This is a genomic window from Telluria sp. B2 (assembly GCF_051789535.1).
GTDB lineage: Bacteria > Pseudomonadota > Gammaproteobacteria > Burkholderiales > Burkholderiaceae_D > Telluria.
Genome location: NZ_CP196525.1, coordinates 38902 through 55865 on the forward strand (window position 1 = coordinate 38902; position 16964 = coordinate 55865).

The 16964-nt window shown below is 67.8% G+C and carries 14 protein-coding genes; 6 read left to right on the forward strand and 8 right to left on the reverse strand.

Annotated features, from left to right (window positions below; translation table 11 throughout):
* The first annotated feature begins 144 nt into the window (after positions 1 to 144).
* A complete protein-coding gene (locus ACSUZJ_RS00165; RefSeq protein WP_499412246.1) occupies positions 145 to 1197 on the forward strand; it encodes a glycosyltransferase family 9 protein in 1053 nt (350 codons plus the stop codon).
* A gap of 208 nt (positions 1198 to 1405) precedes the next feature.
* Here ACSUZJ_RS00165 and ACSUZJ_RS00170 read toward each other — a convergent pair whose 3' ends face one another.
* From ACSUZJ_RS00170 to ACSUZJ_RS00180, 3 genes are all read right to left on the reverse strand, one after another.
* The gene (locus ACSUZJ_RS00170; protein ID WP_499412247.1) at positions 1406 to 2497 is read right to left on the reverse strand and encodes a glycosyltransferase family 9 protein; all 1092 of its coding nucleotides are present in this window, start codon (positions 2495 to 2497) and stop codon (positions 1406 to 1408) included.
* Entirely contained in the window at positions 2494 to 3312 is an 819-nt protein-coding gene (locus ACSUZJ_RS00175; RefSeq protein WP_499412248.1) for a glycosyltransferase family A protein, read from the reverse strand. The genes ACSUZJ_RS00170 and ACSUZJ_RS00175 overlap by 4 nt, the downstream gene beginning before the upstream one ends.
* 104 nt (positions 3313 to 3416) lie before the next feature.
* Positions 3417 to 3983: a DUF4254 domain-containing protein gene (locus ACSUZJ_RS00180; protein ID WP_499412249.1), complete on the reverse strand. Its 567-nt coding sequence runs from the start codon at positions 3981 to 3983 to the stop codon at positions 3417 to 3419.
* A 196-nt stretch (positions 3984 to 4179) separates the two neighbouring features.
* Between ACSUZJ_RS00180 and ACSUZJ_RS00185 the strand changes: the two genes are divergently transcribed.
* A complete protein-coding gene (locus ACSUZJ_RS00185; RefSeq protein ID WP_499412251.1) occupies positions 4180 to 5964 on the forward strand; it encodes a glycoside hydrolase family 2 protein in 1785 nt (594 codons plus the stop codon).
* Positions 5965 to 6103: 139 nt separating this feature from the next.
* Positions 6104 to 6931 (forward strand): AraC family transcriptional regulator, encoded by an 828-nt coding sequence (locus tag ACSUZJ_RS00190; RefSeq protein ID WP_499412253.1) that lies wholly within the window; start codon positions 6104 to 6106, stop codon positions 6929 to 6931.
* A 137-nt stretch (positions 6932 to 7068) separates the two neighbouring features.
* Here ACSUZJ_RS00190 and ACSUZJ_RS00195 read toward each other — a convergent pair whose 3' ends face one another.
* Both ACSUZJ_RS00195 and ACSUZJ_RS00200 read right to left on the reverse strand, forming a co-directional pair.
* Positions 7069 to 8259, reverse strand: a complete 1191-nt coding sequence (locus ACSUZJ_RS00195) for an MFS transporter (RefSeq protein ID WP_499412255.1) — start codon at positions 8257 to 8259, stop codon at positions 7069 to 7071.
* Positions 8260 to 8728: 469 nt separating this feature from the next.
* Positions 8729 to 9031 (reverse strand): DUF3861 domain-containing protein, encoded by a 303-nt coding sequence (locus ACSUZJ_RS00200; protein WP_499412257.1) that lies wholly within the window; start codon positions 9029 to 9031, stop codon positions 8729 to 8731.
* A gap of 164 nt (positions 9032 to 9195) precedes the next feature.
* Here ACSUZJ_RS00200 and ACSUZJ_RS00205 point away from each other — a divergent pair, with 164 nt between their 5' ends.
* Entirely contained in the window at positions 9196 to 10239 is a 1044-nt protein-coding gene (locus ACSUZJ_RS00205; RefSeq protein WP_499412259.1) for a lysozyme inhibitor LprI family protein, read from the forward strand.
* Between the two features lie 4 nt (positions 10240 to 10243).
* Here the strand turns inward: ACSUZJ_RS00205 and ACSUZJ_RS00210 are convergent, their stop codons facing one another.
* Positions 10244 to 12217 (reverse strand): UvrD-helicase domain-containing protein, encoded by a 1974-nt coding sequence (locus tag ACSUZJ_RS00210; protein ID WP_499412261.1) that lies wholly within the window; start codon positions 12215 to 12217, stop codon positions 10244 to 10246.
* Between the two features lie 2 nt (positions 12218 to 12219).
* Positions 12220 to 14004: a DEAD/DEAH box helicase gene (locus tag ACSUZJ_RS00215; protein WP_499412263.1), complete on the reverse strand. Its 1785-nt coding sequence runs from the start codon at positions 14002 to 14004 to the stop codon at positions 12220 to 12222.
* A gap of 149 nt (positions 14005 to 14153) precedes the next feature.
* Between ACSUZJ_RS00215 and ACSUZJ_RS00220 the strand changes: the two genes are divergently transcribed.
* The gene (locus ACSUZJ_RS00220; protein ID WP_499412264.1) at positions 14154 to 14702 is read left to right on the forward strand and encodes a glutathione peroxidase; all 549 of its coding nucleotides are present in this window, start codon (positions 14154 to 14156) and stop codon (positions 14700 to 14702) included.
* Positions 14703 to 14735: 33 nt separating this feature from the next.
* Here the strand turns inward: ACSUZJ_RS00220 and ACSUZJ_RS00225 are convergent, their stop codons facing one another.
* Positions 14736 to 16439, reverse strand: coding sequence for an Ig-like domain-containing protein (locus ACSUZJ_RS00225; RefSeq protein ID WP_499412265.1), 1704 nt, complete (start codon positions 16437 to 16439; stop codon positions 14736 to 14738).
* A 150-nt stretch (positions 16440 to 16589) separates the two neighbouring features.
* Here ACSUZJ_RS00225 and ACSUZJ_RS00230 point away from each other — a divergent pair, with 150 nt between their 5' ends.
* Positions 16590 to 16949 (forward strand): DUF1428 domain-containing protein, encoded by a 360-nt coding sequence (locus ACSUZJ_RS00230; RefSeq protein WP_499412267.1) that lies wholly within the window; start codon positions 16590 to 16592, stop codon positions 16947 to 16949.
* Positions 16950 to 16964: the final 15 nt, after the last annotated feature.

The window sequence follows — 16964 nt, forward strand, 5'->3', positions numbered from 1 at the left end:
GTACGAGTCTAGGGCGAGACGATGCAACGCTGCCGTGGAAGTTCTGTCAGGCGCGCTGGAGCGCCGTCAGCTTGCCCAGGCCCGGCGCCATGCCGCCGCCTGCCGATCCTGTAGCGAAGCACTTCGATCCTGATGGAGGAAACCGTGTACCACCGTCCGCTTCTACACCGGCTCGACATCGATTCCGTGGTCGTCTTCCGCGCCCTGCAGCTGGGCGACATGCTGTGCGCGGTGCCGGCCCTGCGCGCCCTGCGCACGGCGCTGCCCAAGGCCCGCATCACCCTGGTCGGCCTGCCCTGGGCAAGCCAGTTCGCCACGCGCTTTCGCAGCTACATCGACGACTTCGTCCCCTTCCCCGGCCATCCGCTGCTGCCGGAACAGCCGGTGCGGCAGGCGGAGCTCACGCCCTTCTACGCCAGCATGTGCGCACGCAAGTTCACGCTGGCGCTGCAACTGCACGGCAACGGCGGGATCACCAACGAGATCGTCGCCGGTTTCGGCGCCCACGCGATGGCCGGGCACTGCGTGGGAGAGCCGGTCTCGACCGAGCGCACGGTGCTGTTTCCCTACCCCGAGATCGGGGCCGAATCGGGGCGGCTGCTGAGCCTGGTCGAGCGGCTCGGCGCCAGCGCCGTGGGCGACTATCTCGAGTTCCCGCTCGCTCAGGAAGACCGGCAGGAGCTGGAGGCAAGCGGCGTCGCAGCCGGCCTGAAGCCCGGCAGCTACATCTGCGTGCATCCCGGCGCCAGCAAGCGCGACAAGTGCTGGCCGGCGCGCAAATTCGCGGAAGTGGCGGACCATCTGGCGGCCGAGTTCGGCGTCGACGTGGCGCTCACCGGTTCGGCCGAGGAAGCGGGCCTGGCCGCCGACGTGGCGCGCCACATGCAGGCGCGCGCGGTGAATGCGGCGGCGCCGATCTCGATCGGGGCGATGGCCGCCCTCATGAAGCATGCCCGGCTGCTGGTCTGCAACGACACCGGCGTGTCGCACATCGCCGCCGGCCTGCGCCTGAAGAGCGTGGTCATCTTCAGCAAGGCCGATATCGCGCGCTGGGCGCCACTCGACCGCGACAACCACCGCTGCATCTGGGACCCGGACGCGCAGCGCTCGGCCGCCGTGCTCCAGCACGCACGCGCCCTGCTGGCCGGCACCGACCCCAGCCGGCAACGCACGGCGGGCATGTGGCCCTACTGGTAGCACGCCACGCCGCGCCCGACAGGCAGGACGCCGGCCCTGCCGGCTTTTTCGACGCCTGTGCATTCGGACCGTGGTCCAGGCCGCGAACGCCTTTCGTAGGGTGGGCACGGAGTGCCCACCCTACAGAACTCGACGTCCCGAGGGTCCTGGGTGTCGCGGGTGTCCTGAACGCCCGCGACACCCGGCGGACCTGGGTGTCTCGCGTGCCCTAGCTGTCCTGGGCGTCGCGCAGTGCCGCCACGGCCAGTGCGGTCACCTGCTCCACCGGCACATCAACGACGAAACTGGCGTCGTGCGCGCAGCGGCTGTCCAGGTTCGGCATGCCGCAGACCGGGCAGGCGACCCGCACCGCCAGCGCCGCATGCAGCAGGCCCTGGCGCAGCGGCGTGCCGTCGATCAGGTTGGTAAGCCAGAACACGCCGACGCAGGGCCGGCCCAGCGCCAGCGCCAGGTGCAGCGGTCCGGTATCGTTCGACACCACGAGCGCGGCGCGCGCCAGCAAGCCGCACAGGCCGCCCAGGTCCAGCTTGCCGGCCAAGTCCAGCGCCGGCGCCCGCATCGCATCGCACACCGCGCGCACCAGCGGCGCCTCGCCCGCGCTGCCGTTCACCAGGATGCGTGCACCCGTACGCGCCAGCGCGTCCCCCACCATCGCAAAACTGCGCGCCGGCCAGCAACGGCGTGGATCGGTGGCGCCCGGCTGCAGCACGACGAGGCGCTCGCCCGGCTCGAACGGCAGCACCTGCGCGGCCGCCCGGCGGTCGGCCTCGGTCAACGCCAGTTCGGCGCCGGTCGCATCGGCGAGCGAGAAGGTGCCGGCGCCGGCCAGGGCCGCCACTTCGAGCAGCGCGAGGCGGCGGTTGGCCGGTTCCGCATGGCGCACCCAGCGTTCGAGCGCAGGCGCTCCTTCGGCCCGCGCGCCCACCGTCAGGCGCGCGCCGAAGGCCGCAACCAGCGGATTCGAATGCCTGCCGCCGCCGTACATCTGGCAGGCGATGTCGAAGCCTTCGCCGCGCATCGCGCCCACAAAACTGTCCACTTCGCCATGGTCCGGCGCATCGGGCGGCAAGCCGATGCCGGGCAGCGGCGGCACCACCACGACCCGGTCGACCGGTCCGGGGCGATTGGCGAGAAACCCGGCATGCCAGTCGCGCCCCAGCAGCACCAGCTCGGCCTCGGGATAGGCGCCGCGCAGCGCGTGCAGCGCCGGCAGGACAAAGACGAAGTCGCCCACCGCATTCGGCCGCAGGACGGCGATCTTGCGCACCCCGGGCAGTGCGGCGTAGCGCCCTGGTCTCATCGCCGGTCCTGACCGGCATCGCAGCCGGCGTGCTCGTCCTGGCCCAGCAGGAAGTGCGGCGCATCCACCTCGCGCGTGCTGACCGTCGTCGGCAGCTCCATGTGATAGGCGCCGGAGGGCAGGATGCCGCAGCCGCCGTAGCGCTCCATCACGCGCAGCTGGGCCAGCACGTCTTCGCCGCAGTGCGCGGCCGGGAGCCGGGGCCAGAAATCGAAGCCGCCCGCTTCGCGCAACCTGGCGGTATCGAAGAGCACGCAGCCGCCGATCCAGGCCACGCGGTACAGGCGCGTGCGCCCGTCTCGAAGGCGCGACTGGACGTGGAACAGGTTGGCGGCGCTATGCAGGTGGTGCCGCGCCCACGCCGGCGTGCCGGGACGGACCGCTTCCGGCTCGACCCGCCCTTCCCAGAATTCGACCGCTTCCTGGGCGGGGCGCACCTGTCCCAGGTAGCTCAGCCCGTGCACGGCGCTGCCGACGAAGCCGCAGGCCTGCTCGACGATCGCCGCATGCAGGCGCGCGACGAGATCCGGTTCGACGATCACGTCGTCGTCGAGGAATAGGCAGTAGGGTGCGCGCGCCTGGGCCAGCAGGAAGGCGCGCTGCTCGGCCATGCCGCGCCGCGGCAGGTGGCGGCAGGCGGCGACGGCGATGCCGCGTGCACGCAGGTAGCGCAGCACCGCAGCGACCTCCGGCGTCTCGACACTTGGCGCCGCTTCGGACTGGTCGGAGACGACGATGCGGATGCGCGGTCCGCTCGAGGCGCCGAGCGCGGCCAGCGTGACGGCCAGCGCCGCGGGACGGTCGCAGGTAGGCACGAGTACATCGACGAGTACGTCAGCAAGTACATCAACGGCCAGGCCCGCGGATGCGCCAGCGAAGCCGGCAGCGGGCACATGAGCGGACGCACCGTCCGCCGCACTCATGGCGCAGCCCGGCCGGCGCCCTGGGTTTGCCCGTACAGCCAGGGATTGAGCATCGGATCGTTGTACATCTTGTACTGGCGGTAGACCTTGAAGTAGGCGCGGCCGGCGCGCGCTTCCACCAGCAGGCGCTCGAGGCAGCCGGCCAGATCGCCGCGCTGCTGCTGCAGGCGCTGCAGCCGGGCGGCGCAGGCCTGGACGTGGGCGCTGCCGGCATCCTCGCGCAGGGTCTGGGCGTGCATGTGGTGGATCTTCAGCGAAAGGATGGACAGGCGGTCGATCATCGCACCCGCGGTCTCGCTCGACAGCCAGGCGTCGGCGTTCGGCGTCACGGCGGCGAGCGATGCCAGGATGGCTTCGTCGATGGCTTCGACCGCGTCGTTGCGCTGCTGGTTGTAGCGGTCGATGTGGCGCTTGTTGGCGGCGATCTCGCTGGCCGCCACGTCGCGCCGACGCGCCTTGTCTTCTTCACGCCACAGCATCAAATTAAATTCGTGGTTCGCCGCGATGGCGGGCCAGGCGCCGTCGGCCGCGACGGGGATTCCGCGTCCCCCCGGCAGGCGCAAGATAGCGTCATGATATTGGATGATAGAGGGTACATCGAGCCTGTGTGCCATCGCCGCCTCCTTGTCGCGAGCCCCTTGCTCGGCTCATCCTTGGAGGCGCTGGGGGGCTTGAAAGTTCTGCGGCCTTGGAGTGTACTTAAGCGAGCGCAAAACAAATACGCAGTCCCTTCCCCCCCACCATGGTTGTACCCACATCATGCGCACTTTCGAAGACCCCCGCGCCCATCATCCGCGTCCGCAGATGGTGCGCCCACAATGGGCCAGTCTCGACGGCTGGTGGGAGTTCGCCTTCGACGATACCAACGCCGGCATCCACGAGCGCTGGTTCGACGGACGCGAGCTGCCCCAGCGGATCCTGACGCCCTTCCCCTACCAATCCGAGACTTCCGGCATCGGCAGCCGCGACATCCACGAAGTCATGTGGTACAGCCGCAGCTTCGACGTGCCCGCCGGCTGGGACTACGGCGCCCTGCTGCTGCACTTCGGTGCGGTGGACTACCGCGCCGACGTCTGGATCAACGGCCGCGTCGCCGGACGCAACCGTGGCGGCCACGTGCCCTTCTCGTTCGACATCGCGCCCTACCTGAAGCCGGGTGCGAACCGCGTCACCGTGCGCGTCGAGGACCGCCAGGATCCCTACCAGCCGCGCGGCAAGCAGTCCTCCTCCGGCACCCCGGTGCGGATCTACTACTACTGCACCAGCGGCATCTGGCAGAACGTCTGGCTCGAGCCGGTGCCGGCGCTGCGCATCGACCACCTGCGCATCACGGAATCGCACCCGGACGGCACGCTGGCCTTGACGGTGCACCTGCACGGCCCGGCCAGCGACTGGGAAGCCGAGCTCGACGTGCTCGACGGGCTGGACTCGGAGACGGTCTGCGCCCAGGCGCGTACGAGCAGCCGCAGCGCCAGCCTGAACCTGCGCACCCGGGTGCCCGATCCGCAGGCCTGGTCGCCCGCCTCGCCGCACCTGTACAAGCTGCGCGTGCGCCTGCTGCACCGCGGCCAGCCGGTCGACAGCGTCGAGGCCTATACCGGCCTGCGCTCGATCGAGCTGAAGGACGGCTTCTTCCACCTGAACGGCAAGCGCACATTCCTCCTGATGGCGCTCGACCAGGGCTACTGGCCCGACACCCTGCTCGCCGCGCCCTCGGACGAGGCGCTGCGCGCCGACGTCGAATGGGCCAGGCGCTTCGGCTTCAACGGCGTGCGCAAGCACCAGAAGATCGAGCACGAGCGCTGGCTCTACTGGTGCGACGTGCTGGGCCTGATGGTGTGGGAAGAGATGCCGAACGCGCGCTCCTGGTCCGAGGAGTCGGAAGAGCGGCTCGAGCTCGAGTGGCTGCGCGCCGTCGTGCGCGACGCCAATCACCCCTCGATCGTGGCCTGGGTGCCGGTGGTCGAGAGCTTCGGTTTCCCCGAGCTCACGCGCCATCCGCACCAGCACGACTTCCTCGAGCGGATGGTGGCGCGCACCCGGCTGGCCGACCCGACCCGTCCGGTGATCGACAACGACGGCTGGCAGCACACCGACATCACGGACGTCTGCACCATCCACGACTATTCCCATCCGGTCGAGAAACTGCTGGAACGCTACGCCAGCACCCTGCTCACCGGCCTGCCGCCGGAAACGGGCTGGCACAAGGCGCGCGAACTGTTCCTGGCCGGCGCCCGGTACCGCGGCCAGCCGATCGTGTTTTCCGAGGTCGGCGGTTACCTGCTGGTCCCGGAAGGACCCGAGCGCCGCCGCGACCGCCTGTACGACCACTACGGCAACGTCGGCAACGTGGACGAGCTGGGGCAGCGCTACCAGACGCTGATGCAGGGCCTGGCCTCGCTGCCCTTCCTGGCCGGGCTGTGCTACACCCAGCTGACCGACGTCGAACACGAGCAGAACGGCCTGCTCACGACGGCGCGCGAACCGCGCCTGCCGCCGGAGCAGGTGGCCAGCCTGCACCGCACGCTGTGGCCAGAGGCCTAGCGGGAATCGTCAAAAAACGCGAAAAATACCTGCTGCCGCAGCCCAATCTGCCGCGGCAGCGCACGAAACACACGATTCGCTTCTCAAAACTTTGCAGTTCGTCCAGAATAGACAAGCAAAATCGTCAAATCTGGAGCTTATGGACAAGATCTCCTCGCTGGTCGGCCGCTATTCCTTTCGCGCACAGGTATTCTTCAACGGCGTCTTCTGCGACGCCAACGCTTTCCCCCAGGACGACACCGCGGGACAACTGCACCTGGTGCGCTCGGGCCCGGTGATCTTCCGGCGCGAGGGCGCCGCGCCGCTGCACGTGGACCAGCCCGCCATGGTGTTCTACCCGCGCGGCGCGGCCCACACGCTGGAAGTCCCGGACGGCGGCAAGGCCACCCTGCTGTGCGCCCACATCCGCTTCGAGGATGGCGGCGCCAATCCGCTGGCGCGCGCCCTGCCCGCCTGCCTGTACCAGCCGCTGGCCGGGATGCCGGCCCTGCGCCAGACGCTCGAACTGCTGTTCACGGAAGCGTCCAGCCCGAACCAGGGCCGCGACGTGATCCTCGACCGCCTGTGCGATGTGCTGATGATCCAGATGCTGCGCCGCGAATTCGAGCAGGGAGAGTTGTCGGTAGGCCTGCTGGCCGGCCTGGCCGACCGCCAGCTGTCGCTGGCCCTGGCCGCGATCCACGAGCGGCCGCAGGAACCCTGGCAGCTCGAGTCGCTGGCGCGCCTGGCCTGCATGTCGCGCGCCCGCTTCACCGAACACTTCCGCAACGTGGTCGGCATGCCGCCCGGCGAATACCTGACGCGCTGGCGCATCGGGCTGGCGCAGAACCTGCTGCGCAAGGGCTTGCCGATAAAGGTGGTGAGCGGCCAGGCCGGCTATACGAGTGCGCCCGCATTCACGCGGGCGTTCACGATGATGGTGGGGGTGTCGCCACGGCAGTGGCTGAAAGACGCGGCGCCGGTCTGAGAAAGCTCTCTCAGCCGGCGCCACGCTAATTAAAGAGCGTCCAACAGGGGTCTCAGGGCAAGGCGCAGCGTCGAAGACAGTACGCTAGTACGGCGAGACGATGCAACGCTGCCATGAGGCCCCTGTTGGGCGCGAGATTATTTCAGCAGCTTGGTGCGGCTGGCAACCAGGGCGATCACGATCGACAGGATGCCGACGTAGCCGATGGCCATCTGCATGCCGACGTGGCTGGCGATGGCGCCGATCACCGGCGGACCCATCAGGGTGCCGCTGTAGGCCATGCTGGCCACGCCTGCCAGGGCGATCGGGCCCTGGGCGCCGGCGGCGCTGAACACGAACGGGAACAGCAGCGACAGACCCAGGCCGGCGACGGCGAAGCCACCCAGTGCGGCGTGGGCGCTCGGCGCCAGCACCGCGAAGAACAGGCCCATGGCCGAGACACACGCGCCGATGGTCACCAGGCGCTGGGCGCCGAAGCGGGTCTTCAGCTTGTCGCCGACCAGGCGCGACAGCAGCATCATGACCGAGAAGCAGGACAGGGCCAGCGGCGCCAGGCCGTCGGTGGCGTTGAAGTGCTCTTTCAGGAACACGCCGCTCCAGTCGGCGATCGAGCCTTCCGACATCGAACCCAGGAAACCCAGCAGGCCCAGCAGTGCCAGCGGACCACGCGGCAGGGCAAACTTCTTCTTCTCGACCTTCTCGGCTTCGTCCGAGATGTTCAGGACCTGCGAAGCAGCCCACAGGATGGCGGCCATCGGACCGGCAACCATCATGAAGTGAATCGCCGGGGCGACCTTCATGCCGGCCATCACGCTGCCCAGGGTGGCGCCGGCCAGGCCGCCGGCGCAGGCCAGGCCGTGCAGCAGCGACATTTCCGACTTGCCGGTGGCCTTCTCGCGCTTGCTGGCGGCGGCGTTCATGGCGACGTCATAGGTGCTGGCGGTCACGCCCAGCATCAGCACGGCGCCCATCACGGCCGCCACGGTCGGGGCGATGCCGATCGAGACCAGCACGGCCAGCAGGGCCAGGCCCGAGTACAGCATGGTCTTGCGGGCGCCGAAGCGGCCCATCATGAAGGACGACACCGGGAACGAGAGCAGGGCGCCGATACCGCCGCACAGCAGCACCATCGACAGGGCCGAATGCGAAATGTTCAGGCGCGCGGCCATGGCCGGGATACGGCCGGCCCACGAGCCCATGATCACGCCGAACACGGTGAACATCACCGGCAGCGAGAGTTGTTGTACTTGCGCGAAAACTTTGCTGCGGCGCGAAACGCCGGCAGTTGCGGTGATCGAAGCGTTGACAGCTGGAACAGTAGTTTGCATTTGGTATGAATCTATTTGTAAGTGCCTGTCTCGACAGGTGTTTCCTAAGAGTTCGTTCTCGTTAGAAAAGTTTCCGACCGGAAGAAATATTTTTTACTGCTCTGCCGTTCGTAACTGACTGCTAACAGGGGTAGAAAAAACAAACGCCAACCGAAAAATAAGTTGGCGTCAGGAAGCTGATGGGAGGCAATTCTACGCACTTCCGCGCATTTTTGCTTTTCCACGCGGAAAAAATTTATGCACGTTGCGTCGTGTTCACAGTCGAAGATTTAACTGTTGGCAGCGCGGCATGAGACATTGATTCTCTTGCATGCAGACAATCTATTTTTCAGGGGAGAGGTGTAAAAGACTGTTACTGAGGCTTGCGAAGCGCGTGACACAATGCTTGTTTTTACAGGCAAAAAAAAGCCGGACGAGCGTCCGGCCGGCAGGGTTTGCTGCAGAGCAGCAGATGAGTTCGACGTCGGGATCAGCCGGGATGGGCTTCGCGCATGCGCGCCTTGAACTGCGTGATGTAATCGCGGTAGGCCGCAGCGATCGGCGCGAACAGCGGATCGTCGCGGTGCGCCAGCATCACTTCGCTGAACAGCTTCATGCCCAGCGCCAGCGCGGCGGCCTCGTCCTCGCCGAACAGGCGGGCGCTGCGCACCCGTTCGATGATCTCGAAGATGTCGTCGTGGTTGCCCGCCTCGAAGGACAGGGGACCGGGCGGCTGGGCTTCCTTCTTGCCGCCCGCGTATTCCAGGGTGATCCGGTAATTGTGCGCACTCATCAAAGCCTCCTTCCTGTCGTTGGGTCGAAGGAGCATGATGCCCGATCCGGCGCGCGCAGGTCTCACCGTTCCCCCGCCGGGTTCGCTTGCGCCACGTCACCACCTTCCGCCCTCCCTCGCGGTAGCGTTGAAGCTTCCCAACGGAAACTTTTTAGGAGAACGCGGTGACCCATGCGATCCGGCCATTGCTGCTGGCGCTGCTCCTGGCGGCGGACGCCGCCGCTGTTGCTGCTGCCGCGCCCTATCCCAACGTTTATGGCGCGCCGCCCGAGGTGTTGCGCTCGACCGACTGGTACCGCCAGTGCCTGCGCGTGCGCAATGTCAAGCCGCCGCTCCAGCACCAAACGGCGGGAAAAGAATCCGGGCGCTGCGACGCCTCCACGCTCTACTACGACACGCTCAACATGGGCAGTGCGAGCGATGCGCAGTGGCGCCGCGTGCACGCGTGCGCCGTGCGCACGAATGCGCACGGGGTGTTGATGATGCTGTATGCGAACGGCGCCGGCATGACGCCGAATTTCGACCTGGCGACGAAATACGCCTGCAGCATCCAGAGCCCGGTCAACGAAATGAAGAGCCGCGTGCAGCACGTGCGACGCCGCGCCAGCGGCGAGGACCGCGCCCAGCTCGACGTCTGCGACGACGTCGTCAGCGCCGAGATGCGCGGCCAGTGCGGCGCGGTGCGCGAACGCCAGCGCGACAAGTCGCGCGCCGGCCAGCTGGCGGCGCTCACGCGCGGCTGGAACGCCAAGGAGCAGCTGGGCCTGGAGATGGCGAGCAAGGCCGCGCACTACTTTGCCCAGCACCGCGTCGACTACGAAACCGATACCGGCAGCCCGGCCGCACGCTCGCTGCAGCTCGACTCCCAGGCTGCCGAGCTCGACAGTTTTGTCGCCGACGTGCTCGACTTCGAGGCGGGACGGGTGCCGCGCCACACGGAAGCGGAATTCGCCAGCCTGGAAGAGAAGATGAACGCCGTCTACCGCCAGTTCATGCTGACCCGCCCGGCCAGCAATTCCTATCTTGGCTCGATCCGCAAGACCGGCGTCGAGAAATCCCAGCGCGCCTGGCTGGCCTACCGCGACGCGATGGAGCTGTTCGGCTCGATCCGCTACCCCCAGGTGCCCGGTTCCGGCTGGCGCGCCCTGCTCACCGCGCGCCGCATCAAGCAGCTGACGGAACTCGACAACGCCGCGGCCGGGCGCTGACCACTTATTCTCCGCGCCGGAACAAGGTTTCGGCGTCGGGCGGCAACTCACCGGTAGCCAGCATCACCAGCCGGTGACTGGCGCGCGTCATCGCCATGTACAGCTTGCGCGCGTCGGCCTCGCGTTCCGGGCCGCCTTCGAACAGGAGACCGTCGATCCCCAGCAGGAACACCACCGCGCCTTCCAGTCCGGTTGCCGTTTCCAGGTTCGCCAGGCGCAGGTAGTCGGGGCCATAGCCGTCCGGCGGTGTTTTTTTATCCTTGTTCAGCCACCAGACGCGGCGCGCGCCCAGCGCGCGGCACAGGCGCCGGTACAGCAGCTGTTTCGGCATGTCGCCGCCATAAATGACGAGAAAGCTCGACAGCGGCAGCGCGTAACGTCCGGCCAGCGCCACGATCTCGTTGACCGCGCGGTCGACCGCGTCCTGGGGCGAAGCCACGCGCAGCAGGATCGGCGCGGCGCCCTCTTCCATGCCGGCGAAATCCGGCTCCAGGTAATGCTCGGGATCGGCCTGCACCGTGCGCGCCAGCAGCGTGCCGGCGCTGTGCAGGATCGCCTGCGTGGTGCGGTAGGAGCGGCGCAGCTTCTTGGTGCGCCCGGCCACGTCCAGCCCCGCGTTGCGCCAGCTGAGGCGGCTCTTCATGAAACCCTGGTTCGGATCGGCGCACAGGAACAGTTTTCCCTGCGGGCGCAGGGCCAGCTTGACCGTGTGGAACCAGGAAGGCGCGAAGAACTGGGCTTCGTCGACCAGGATGTGCTCGTAACGCTCCAGCAGCGCGTGTCCGGGCGCGCGGCAGATCTCGGCCGCGACCGCGCTCCACATGCGCAGGCCCTCGCCCTGCAATGCGGCCGTCACCGCCTCGAATAGCTGCCAGACCTCGCGCCGCTCCTTCGCCCGCAAGGCAAAGCCGCGGCCGGCGCGGCTGGTGTCCATGTACTCGCGTTCGCTGGCGACCAGCATCTCGTTGAGGAAGTCGAACTCCTCGATCAGCTGGGCCTCGCTCGGCTTCAGCTCCGGCCAGCGCACGCGCAGGGTCCGCACCAGCGCCGGCAGCCAGGCTGGGTCGTCCGGCATCGCCAGCGGCATGCGGTACAGGCGGCGCCACTGGCGATGCGCCCAGCTCGCATAGGTCGTGATCTCGAGATTGGTTGGCAGGCTGCCGCGCACCCGGTGCAGGCGCTCGCGGATGTCGGCCACGATCGGCGTGTTGTGGATCAGGATCAGCACGCGTTCGCGCGGATGCAGTTCGGCCAGCAGCAGCGCGCGGCTCAGTGCGATCAGGGTCTTGCCGCTGCCCGCTACGCCGTTCACCAGGCGCACCGCGAAGTCGTTCGCGGCCTGCGCCTGCTCGTCGGGAAGCGCATTGTCCACGTCGAGATCGAGCTTGCTGGCCCACTCCTGCTGGGCGTCGAGGAAGAGCCCCGGCAGCCTGGCCGTGTTGTCGCGTCGGAAGCGGCGGCGCGCCACCGCCAGCGGAATGGCGGACTCGGGAAAGAAGCGCGTGCGCAGCGCATCGGCCTCGTGCGCCGCGATGGGACGCTGCAGCGCCGCCAGGCCGGGCGCGCCGCGTTCGAGGAAGCGCTCGCGCGAGAGCAGGCGCAGCGCCGGCTGCTCGCCGAGCTGGCGCGCCAGCGCCTGCGCCTCGTCCTCGCGGCAGGCCCAGAGCAGCACCAGCAAGGGCAGGCCAGGCGGCAGCAGCGCGCGCCAGGCCCCCAACTGCGCCTCGAAGGCGGCGCGCGCCTCGCTGGCGAACAGTTGGCCCGCATCGAGGGCGTCGAACGGCGTCTCGACCAGGGCCAGCGCCAGCCAGCCGCGCTCGACATGTTCCAGGAAGAGTTCGGGCGCATCCTCATGTTGGCCCGGGACCTTGCGCAAGGGTTGACGCACCACGCTTGCCTCGTCCAGTTCGTTCAGCACGCGCTTGAGCTGCAGCTGGCGGCCGCTGGCGCGCGTCCATTCGGGGATGAACAGGGCCATGGCTACAACTCGAAGCGGTGCGCCTGGGCCAGCAGGCTGCGGTACAGCGCCAGCCAGCCGGCCAGCACCGGGTCCGTGGCCTGGAAGGACGGCGGCAATTCGGGGCCGAGGATCACGAGTTTGGTCATCGCGCGCGTGACCGACACGTTCAGGCGCTCGGGCTGGAAGAAGAAGCCGGCAACCGCCGCGAGAAAGCGCAGGTTGCCGGTGGCGAGCGAGAGAATGATCAGCTCGCGCTCCTGGCCCTGCATGCGCTCGACGGTGTCGGCGACGATCTCGCGGGCCGTGTGCCAGCCCATGCGTTCGGCCAGGGCGTTACGCACCGTCCTGCCGTGCGCGCGAAACGGCGTGACGATGCCGATCTCGCGCGGCGCCAGGCCGCCTTCGAGCGCCGCTTCGCACAGCTCGGCCACCAGTTGCGCTTCCTGCGGGTTGCGGCTGCGCGCCGTCGCGTCCCGGGTAGGGATATAGACCGCGCTGGCCGCGTCGTGCAACACCGCGTCGACGCGGCCGGCATCCGGGCGTTCCTTCAGCACCAGCCTGCGCTCGCGGTTCGGCCCGGCCGGACGCAGGCGGCCGCCATAGAAGGCCTTGCTCGGCCAGGCGGCCAATTCCCGGTTCAGGCGGTAGGTATCGGTCAGCATCACGCTGTCGACGTTGTGCGCGGTGAGCTTGGCGAAGATCGAGCCCGGCAGGTCCTCCAGGATCGAGCGCGCCAGCAGCACCGGCGGCAACTGCTTCTGGTCGCCGATGAAGACGAAGCGTGCGCCGCGCCGCATCGCCATCAGGGCCAGCGGCAGGGTCACCTGGCTGGCCTCATCAAAAACGATGGTGTCGAACTCGCAATTCTCCAGCCGGTAGGTGCAGGTGGCGAAAGGCGTGGCGCCGACCACGTAGCCGCCTTCTGGGCGGCCATGCCATTCGCCGAAGCTGTCTGCCACCGTCACGCCTTCCAGCCCGAGCGCCTGGGTGGCGCGGCCGATCTTCGCCACCTTCACGCCCTGCGCGGCGATCTTGTTCAGCGCATTGTTGATCGCCATGTGGGTGTGCGAGGTCACCAGCACGCGCTCGCCGCGCTCGACCAGCAGGCGCGCCGCCAGCGCCAGCACGCGCGTTTTACCGGTGCCGGGCGGGCCCTGGATGCAGGCCACCTGCTCGGCCGCGAGGATCTTCCCGACGGCCTCGGCCTGGGCCGCATTCAGGCCTTCGGCCAGGGCCAGGCTTTCCGCTTCCTCGAAGTCGCGCGGATCGAAGCCGTCGCGGATGCGCCCGTCCAGCAACGGCATCAGGTTGCGGTGGGCGCGCGAGGGCGGGATGGTCTGGCCAATGTCTTCCAGCACCTCGTCGTAGTATTTCGAGAGGTCGTAGTCGTCGGGGTCGGCATAGCAGGGCGCACCCTCGGCCGCCTTGGCCACGGCGGCGGCGTGGCGCACGCGCAGCAGCCAGCGTTCCTCGTCCTCGGCCTCGAAGGCCGCCTCGCGCGCCAGCATCGATGTGAGCGGCGAGCCGCCGTGCAGGCAGACCAGGTCGCCCTCGCGAAAGCGCGATTCGCCGCCATCCGTATAGGCCCAGAGCGTGCCCTGCTCCGGGCCGGGCTCGAGCCTGAGGAAACGCTGGCTCAGGCCTTTGTTCAGGCGGTCGGCCAGTGGCTGGCGCCAGACCTCGAACAGCTTCTCCTGGGCCGCCTCGCGCTCGGCCTGGACGAACGCACGCAGGCCGTCGAGCAGGCGCGCATAACGGCGCGTGCGCTCCTGTGCTGCGGTGGCTTTGTCGGCGGGCTGGTTCATGGTCGGCTGTTCGAAACAAGCCAAGGCTTATAAGTCGCCCGTCCCCGCGCCGTCAAGCACGGCCGGCGCGGCACGCACGAAACGGCAACGCCAGCGTGGTTTTTCGGCACGATGTAGGATGTCGTTTTGCCACTTCGGGATCCAGAGACATGAGCGCCAACCTGTACGACATTCCCCTGCGCCGCCTCGAAGGCGAACAGGCCTCGCTGAACGACTACCGCGGCAAGGTCATGCTGATCGTCAACGTTGCCTCGCAGTGCGGGCTGACGCCGCAATACGCCGGCCTGGAAAAGCTGTTCGAGCAATACGAGGAGCGCGGCCTGGTCGTGCTGGGCTTCCCCTGCAACGACTTTGGCGCCCAGGAGCCGGGCAGCGAGGCCGAGATTGCGGATTTCTGCCAGCGCAACTACGGCGTGCGCTTCCCGATGTTCGAGAAGGTCGAGGTCAACCGCGAGGACCGCCATCCACTCTATCGCGCGCTGATCGCTGAACAGCCGCAGGCGCGCCAGCTTGATGGCAGCCAGTTCGCCGACAAGCTGGCCCAGCACGGCTTGACGCCGAAAAACCCGTCCGACGTGATGTGGAACTTCGAGAAGTTCCTGGTCGACCGCGCAGGCAAGGTCATCGCCCGCTTTGCGCCCGACGTGAAGCCGGACGACCCGGCGCTGGTCCAGGCGATCGAGGCGGCGCTGGGCTGAGCCCCACGCCGGGCGACGCCCCGAGGCAGTGCGCTAACGGAACCGGTTGCTCAGGACCGGATAACGCGTCGTCGTGGCCGTGTCGACGCGTGCGAACCAGACGGCGGTGACATTGCCGGCCGCATCGATGACGCCGGCCGGCGTGTTCGCACTCATGGCGGTCCCGTTTTCCGGCTGGCCGAGGGCGACAGGCGTTTCCCATTTGCCCTCCGTTGCCGAATAGCGCAACGCCAGGGCTTTCCCCGATTCCGAATACAGCAGCGTGAGGTTGCCGGCAAGGTCAGCGGTCAGGACGAACGCGTCCGTGCCCGGATTGGCCGTGCCTATCCGCTCGGCGCCGGACCATGCCGGTGCCGCCCGGCCTGCGCGCGCGGCGTGGATGGCGTTCGATTGTTCCCACACCAGCGTCGTCACGCCGGCGGCATCGACCACCAGCGCCGGGTGGCGGGCGCCAATCGCATCGCCATCGCCACTCACCTGTCCCGGCTCGCTCCAGGTTCCCGCCGCGGGGTCGAAGCGCGTGGCCGAAATGGATGGGGTATCCATGATCATCATGCCGTGCGTCCAGGCCAGCGTGGCACCGCCGTCCGGAGTCGCGGCCAGCGCCAGCGGCTGGGCGACGACGTTCTTGTCGAGTGCACGCGGCGCGCTCCATCGACCAGTCTTCGCGTCGTAGCGCGCAACATTGACACCGTTGTTGATGTCGCCGCGCTGCACCCATCCCAAGGTCAGGTTACCGGCAGCGTCGGCCACCAGCCCTTCGTTGAAGATATAGCTGCCGCTATAGGAAGGCTGGATCTCGACCGGCGCGCTCCAGCCGCCACCGGCAGGATCGAAACGCGTACTGTAGAGCCCAGGATTCCAGTCCGAACGCGTCACCACGGTCAGGATGCCCTTGCCGTCGACGGCGATCGTGGCCGCTTGCGGGTTCATGCCGGCGGGCAGGCCGGGTACGGGCACCGGAGACGCCCAGCTTGCCGTCGCGGCAACGTAGCGCGCCATCAGGATGCTGCGCGTCGAGCTGGCGTAGTCGGTCCAGAATGCGTAGGCGTTGCCTTTCGCATCGGACACGAGACCCAAGCCGCCGGCGCCGCCAGCCGATTTTACGTCGTACACCTCGATAGGCGTGCTCCAGTTACCGCTGGCGCCGTCCATGCGAGCGGCAAACAGGACAGGGATGAACTTGATCTCCTCGAACCAGGCCGCCATCACGTTACCCGAAGCGTCCACCGCAAGCCGGGCCCCGCTGCCGCCCGTGAGATAGTTCAGTTCCGCGACCTGCCTGTTCACGGGAGCCCAGCTTTGGGCAGCCGTCACGAAGCTGCGGGAATAAGACGTATTGAGCAGGCGTGCTTGCCCATCCTTGATCGTGGAAGCAAGATTGACCGTGAACCTGGTCCCGCCGGGCAGTGCGGGCACCTGGGGCGCAAGCCTGAGTTCCTGTCCATTGACCGTCAGCGCAGCCGGCACCGGATTGCCCAGGGGGCCGAGCAGCTGGACCATGTCGGCGCCGATCGAGGACGCGTCCGGTGCAACGCTGAACGTGGCCAGGAAGCCGGTATCGCGGGCGACGTCGCGGGCGCCATCGGCAGGGCTGCTCGACAGGAGCGCAAATGGCGGCGGCGGGGGTGGCGCTGGAGGGACCGTCGGTGTCGCAGAATGGCCGCCTCCTCCACAGGCCATGAGCATCGATACGGCGACACAGGAAAGCGTTGCAGCAAAGCGGTGCGGAAGCATCTGAAGTTTCCGAAAAGAGCAAAGACTTCAAGTATATCAATTGTTTTTTGGCAAAAAGGCGTGCTTTGTCACACACTATTCATCGCCTCCGCGGATTTTTTTATTGCTGACGAGGTCTCAGCAATCTTCCCCAACAACGAGGAGAACGTCATGGCGTATGTGGATGGTTTCGTGATTCCAGTTCCAAAAAACAAGCTCGATGCCTACCTGGACATGGCGCGGACTGCCGCCGCCGTCTGGCGCGAGCATGGCGCGACCGAGTTCCGCGAATGTGTGGCGGACGACGTCAAGCCGGGCAAGCTCACTTCCTTCCCGCAGAGCGTGAACCTGGAGGATGGCGAAGTCGTCGTCTTCTCGTGGATCGTCTACCCCTCGAAAGAGGTGCGCGATGCGGCCAACGACAAGGTCATGAAAGACCCGCGCCTGGCCGAATTCATGAAGCCGGAAAACATGCCGTTCGACGGTAAGCGCATGATCTTTGGCGGCTTCGAGATGCTCGTCGACATGTAAGGCGGCGGGCTTCCC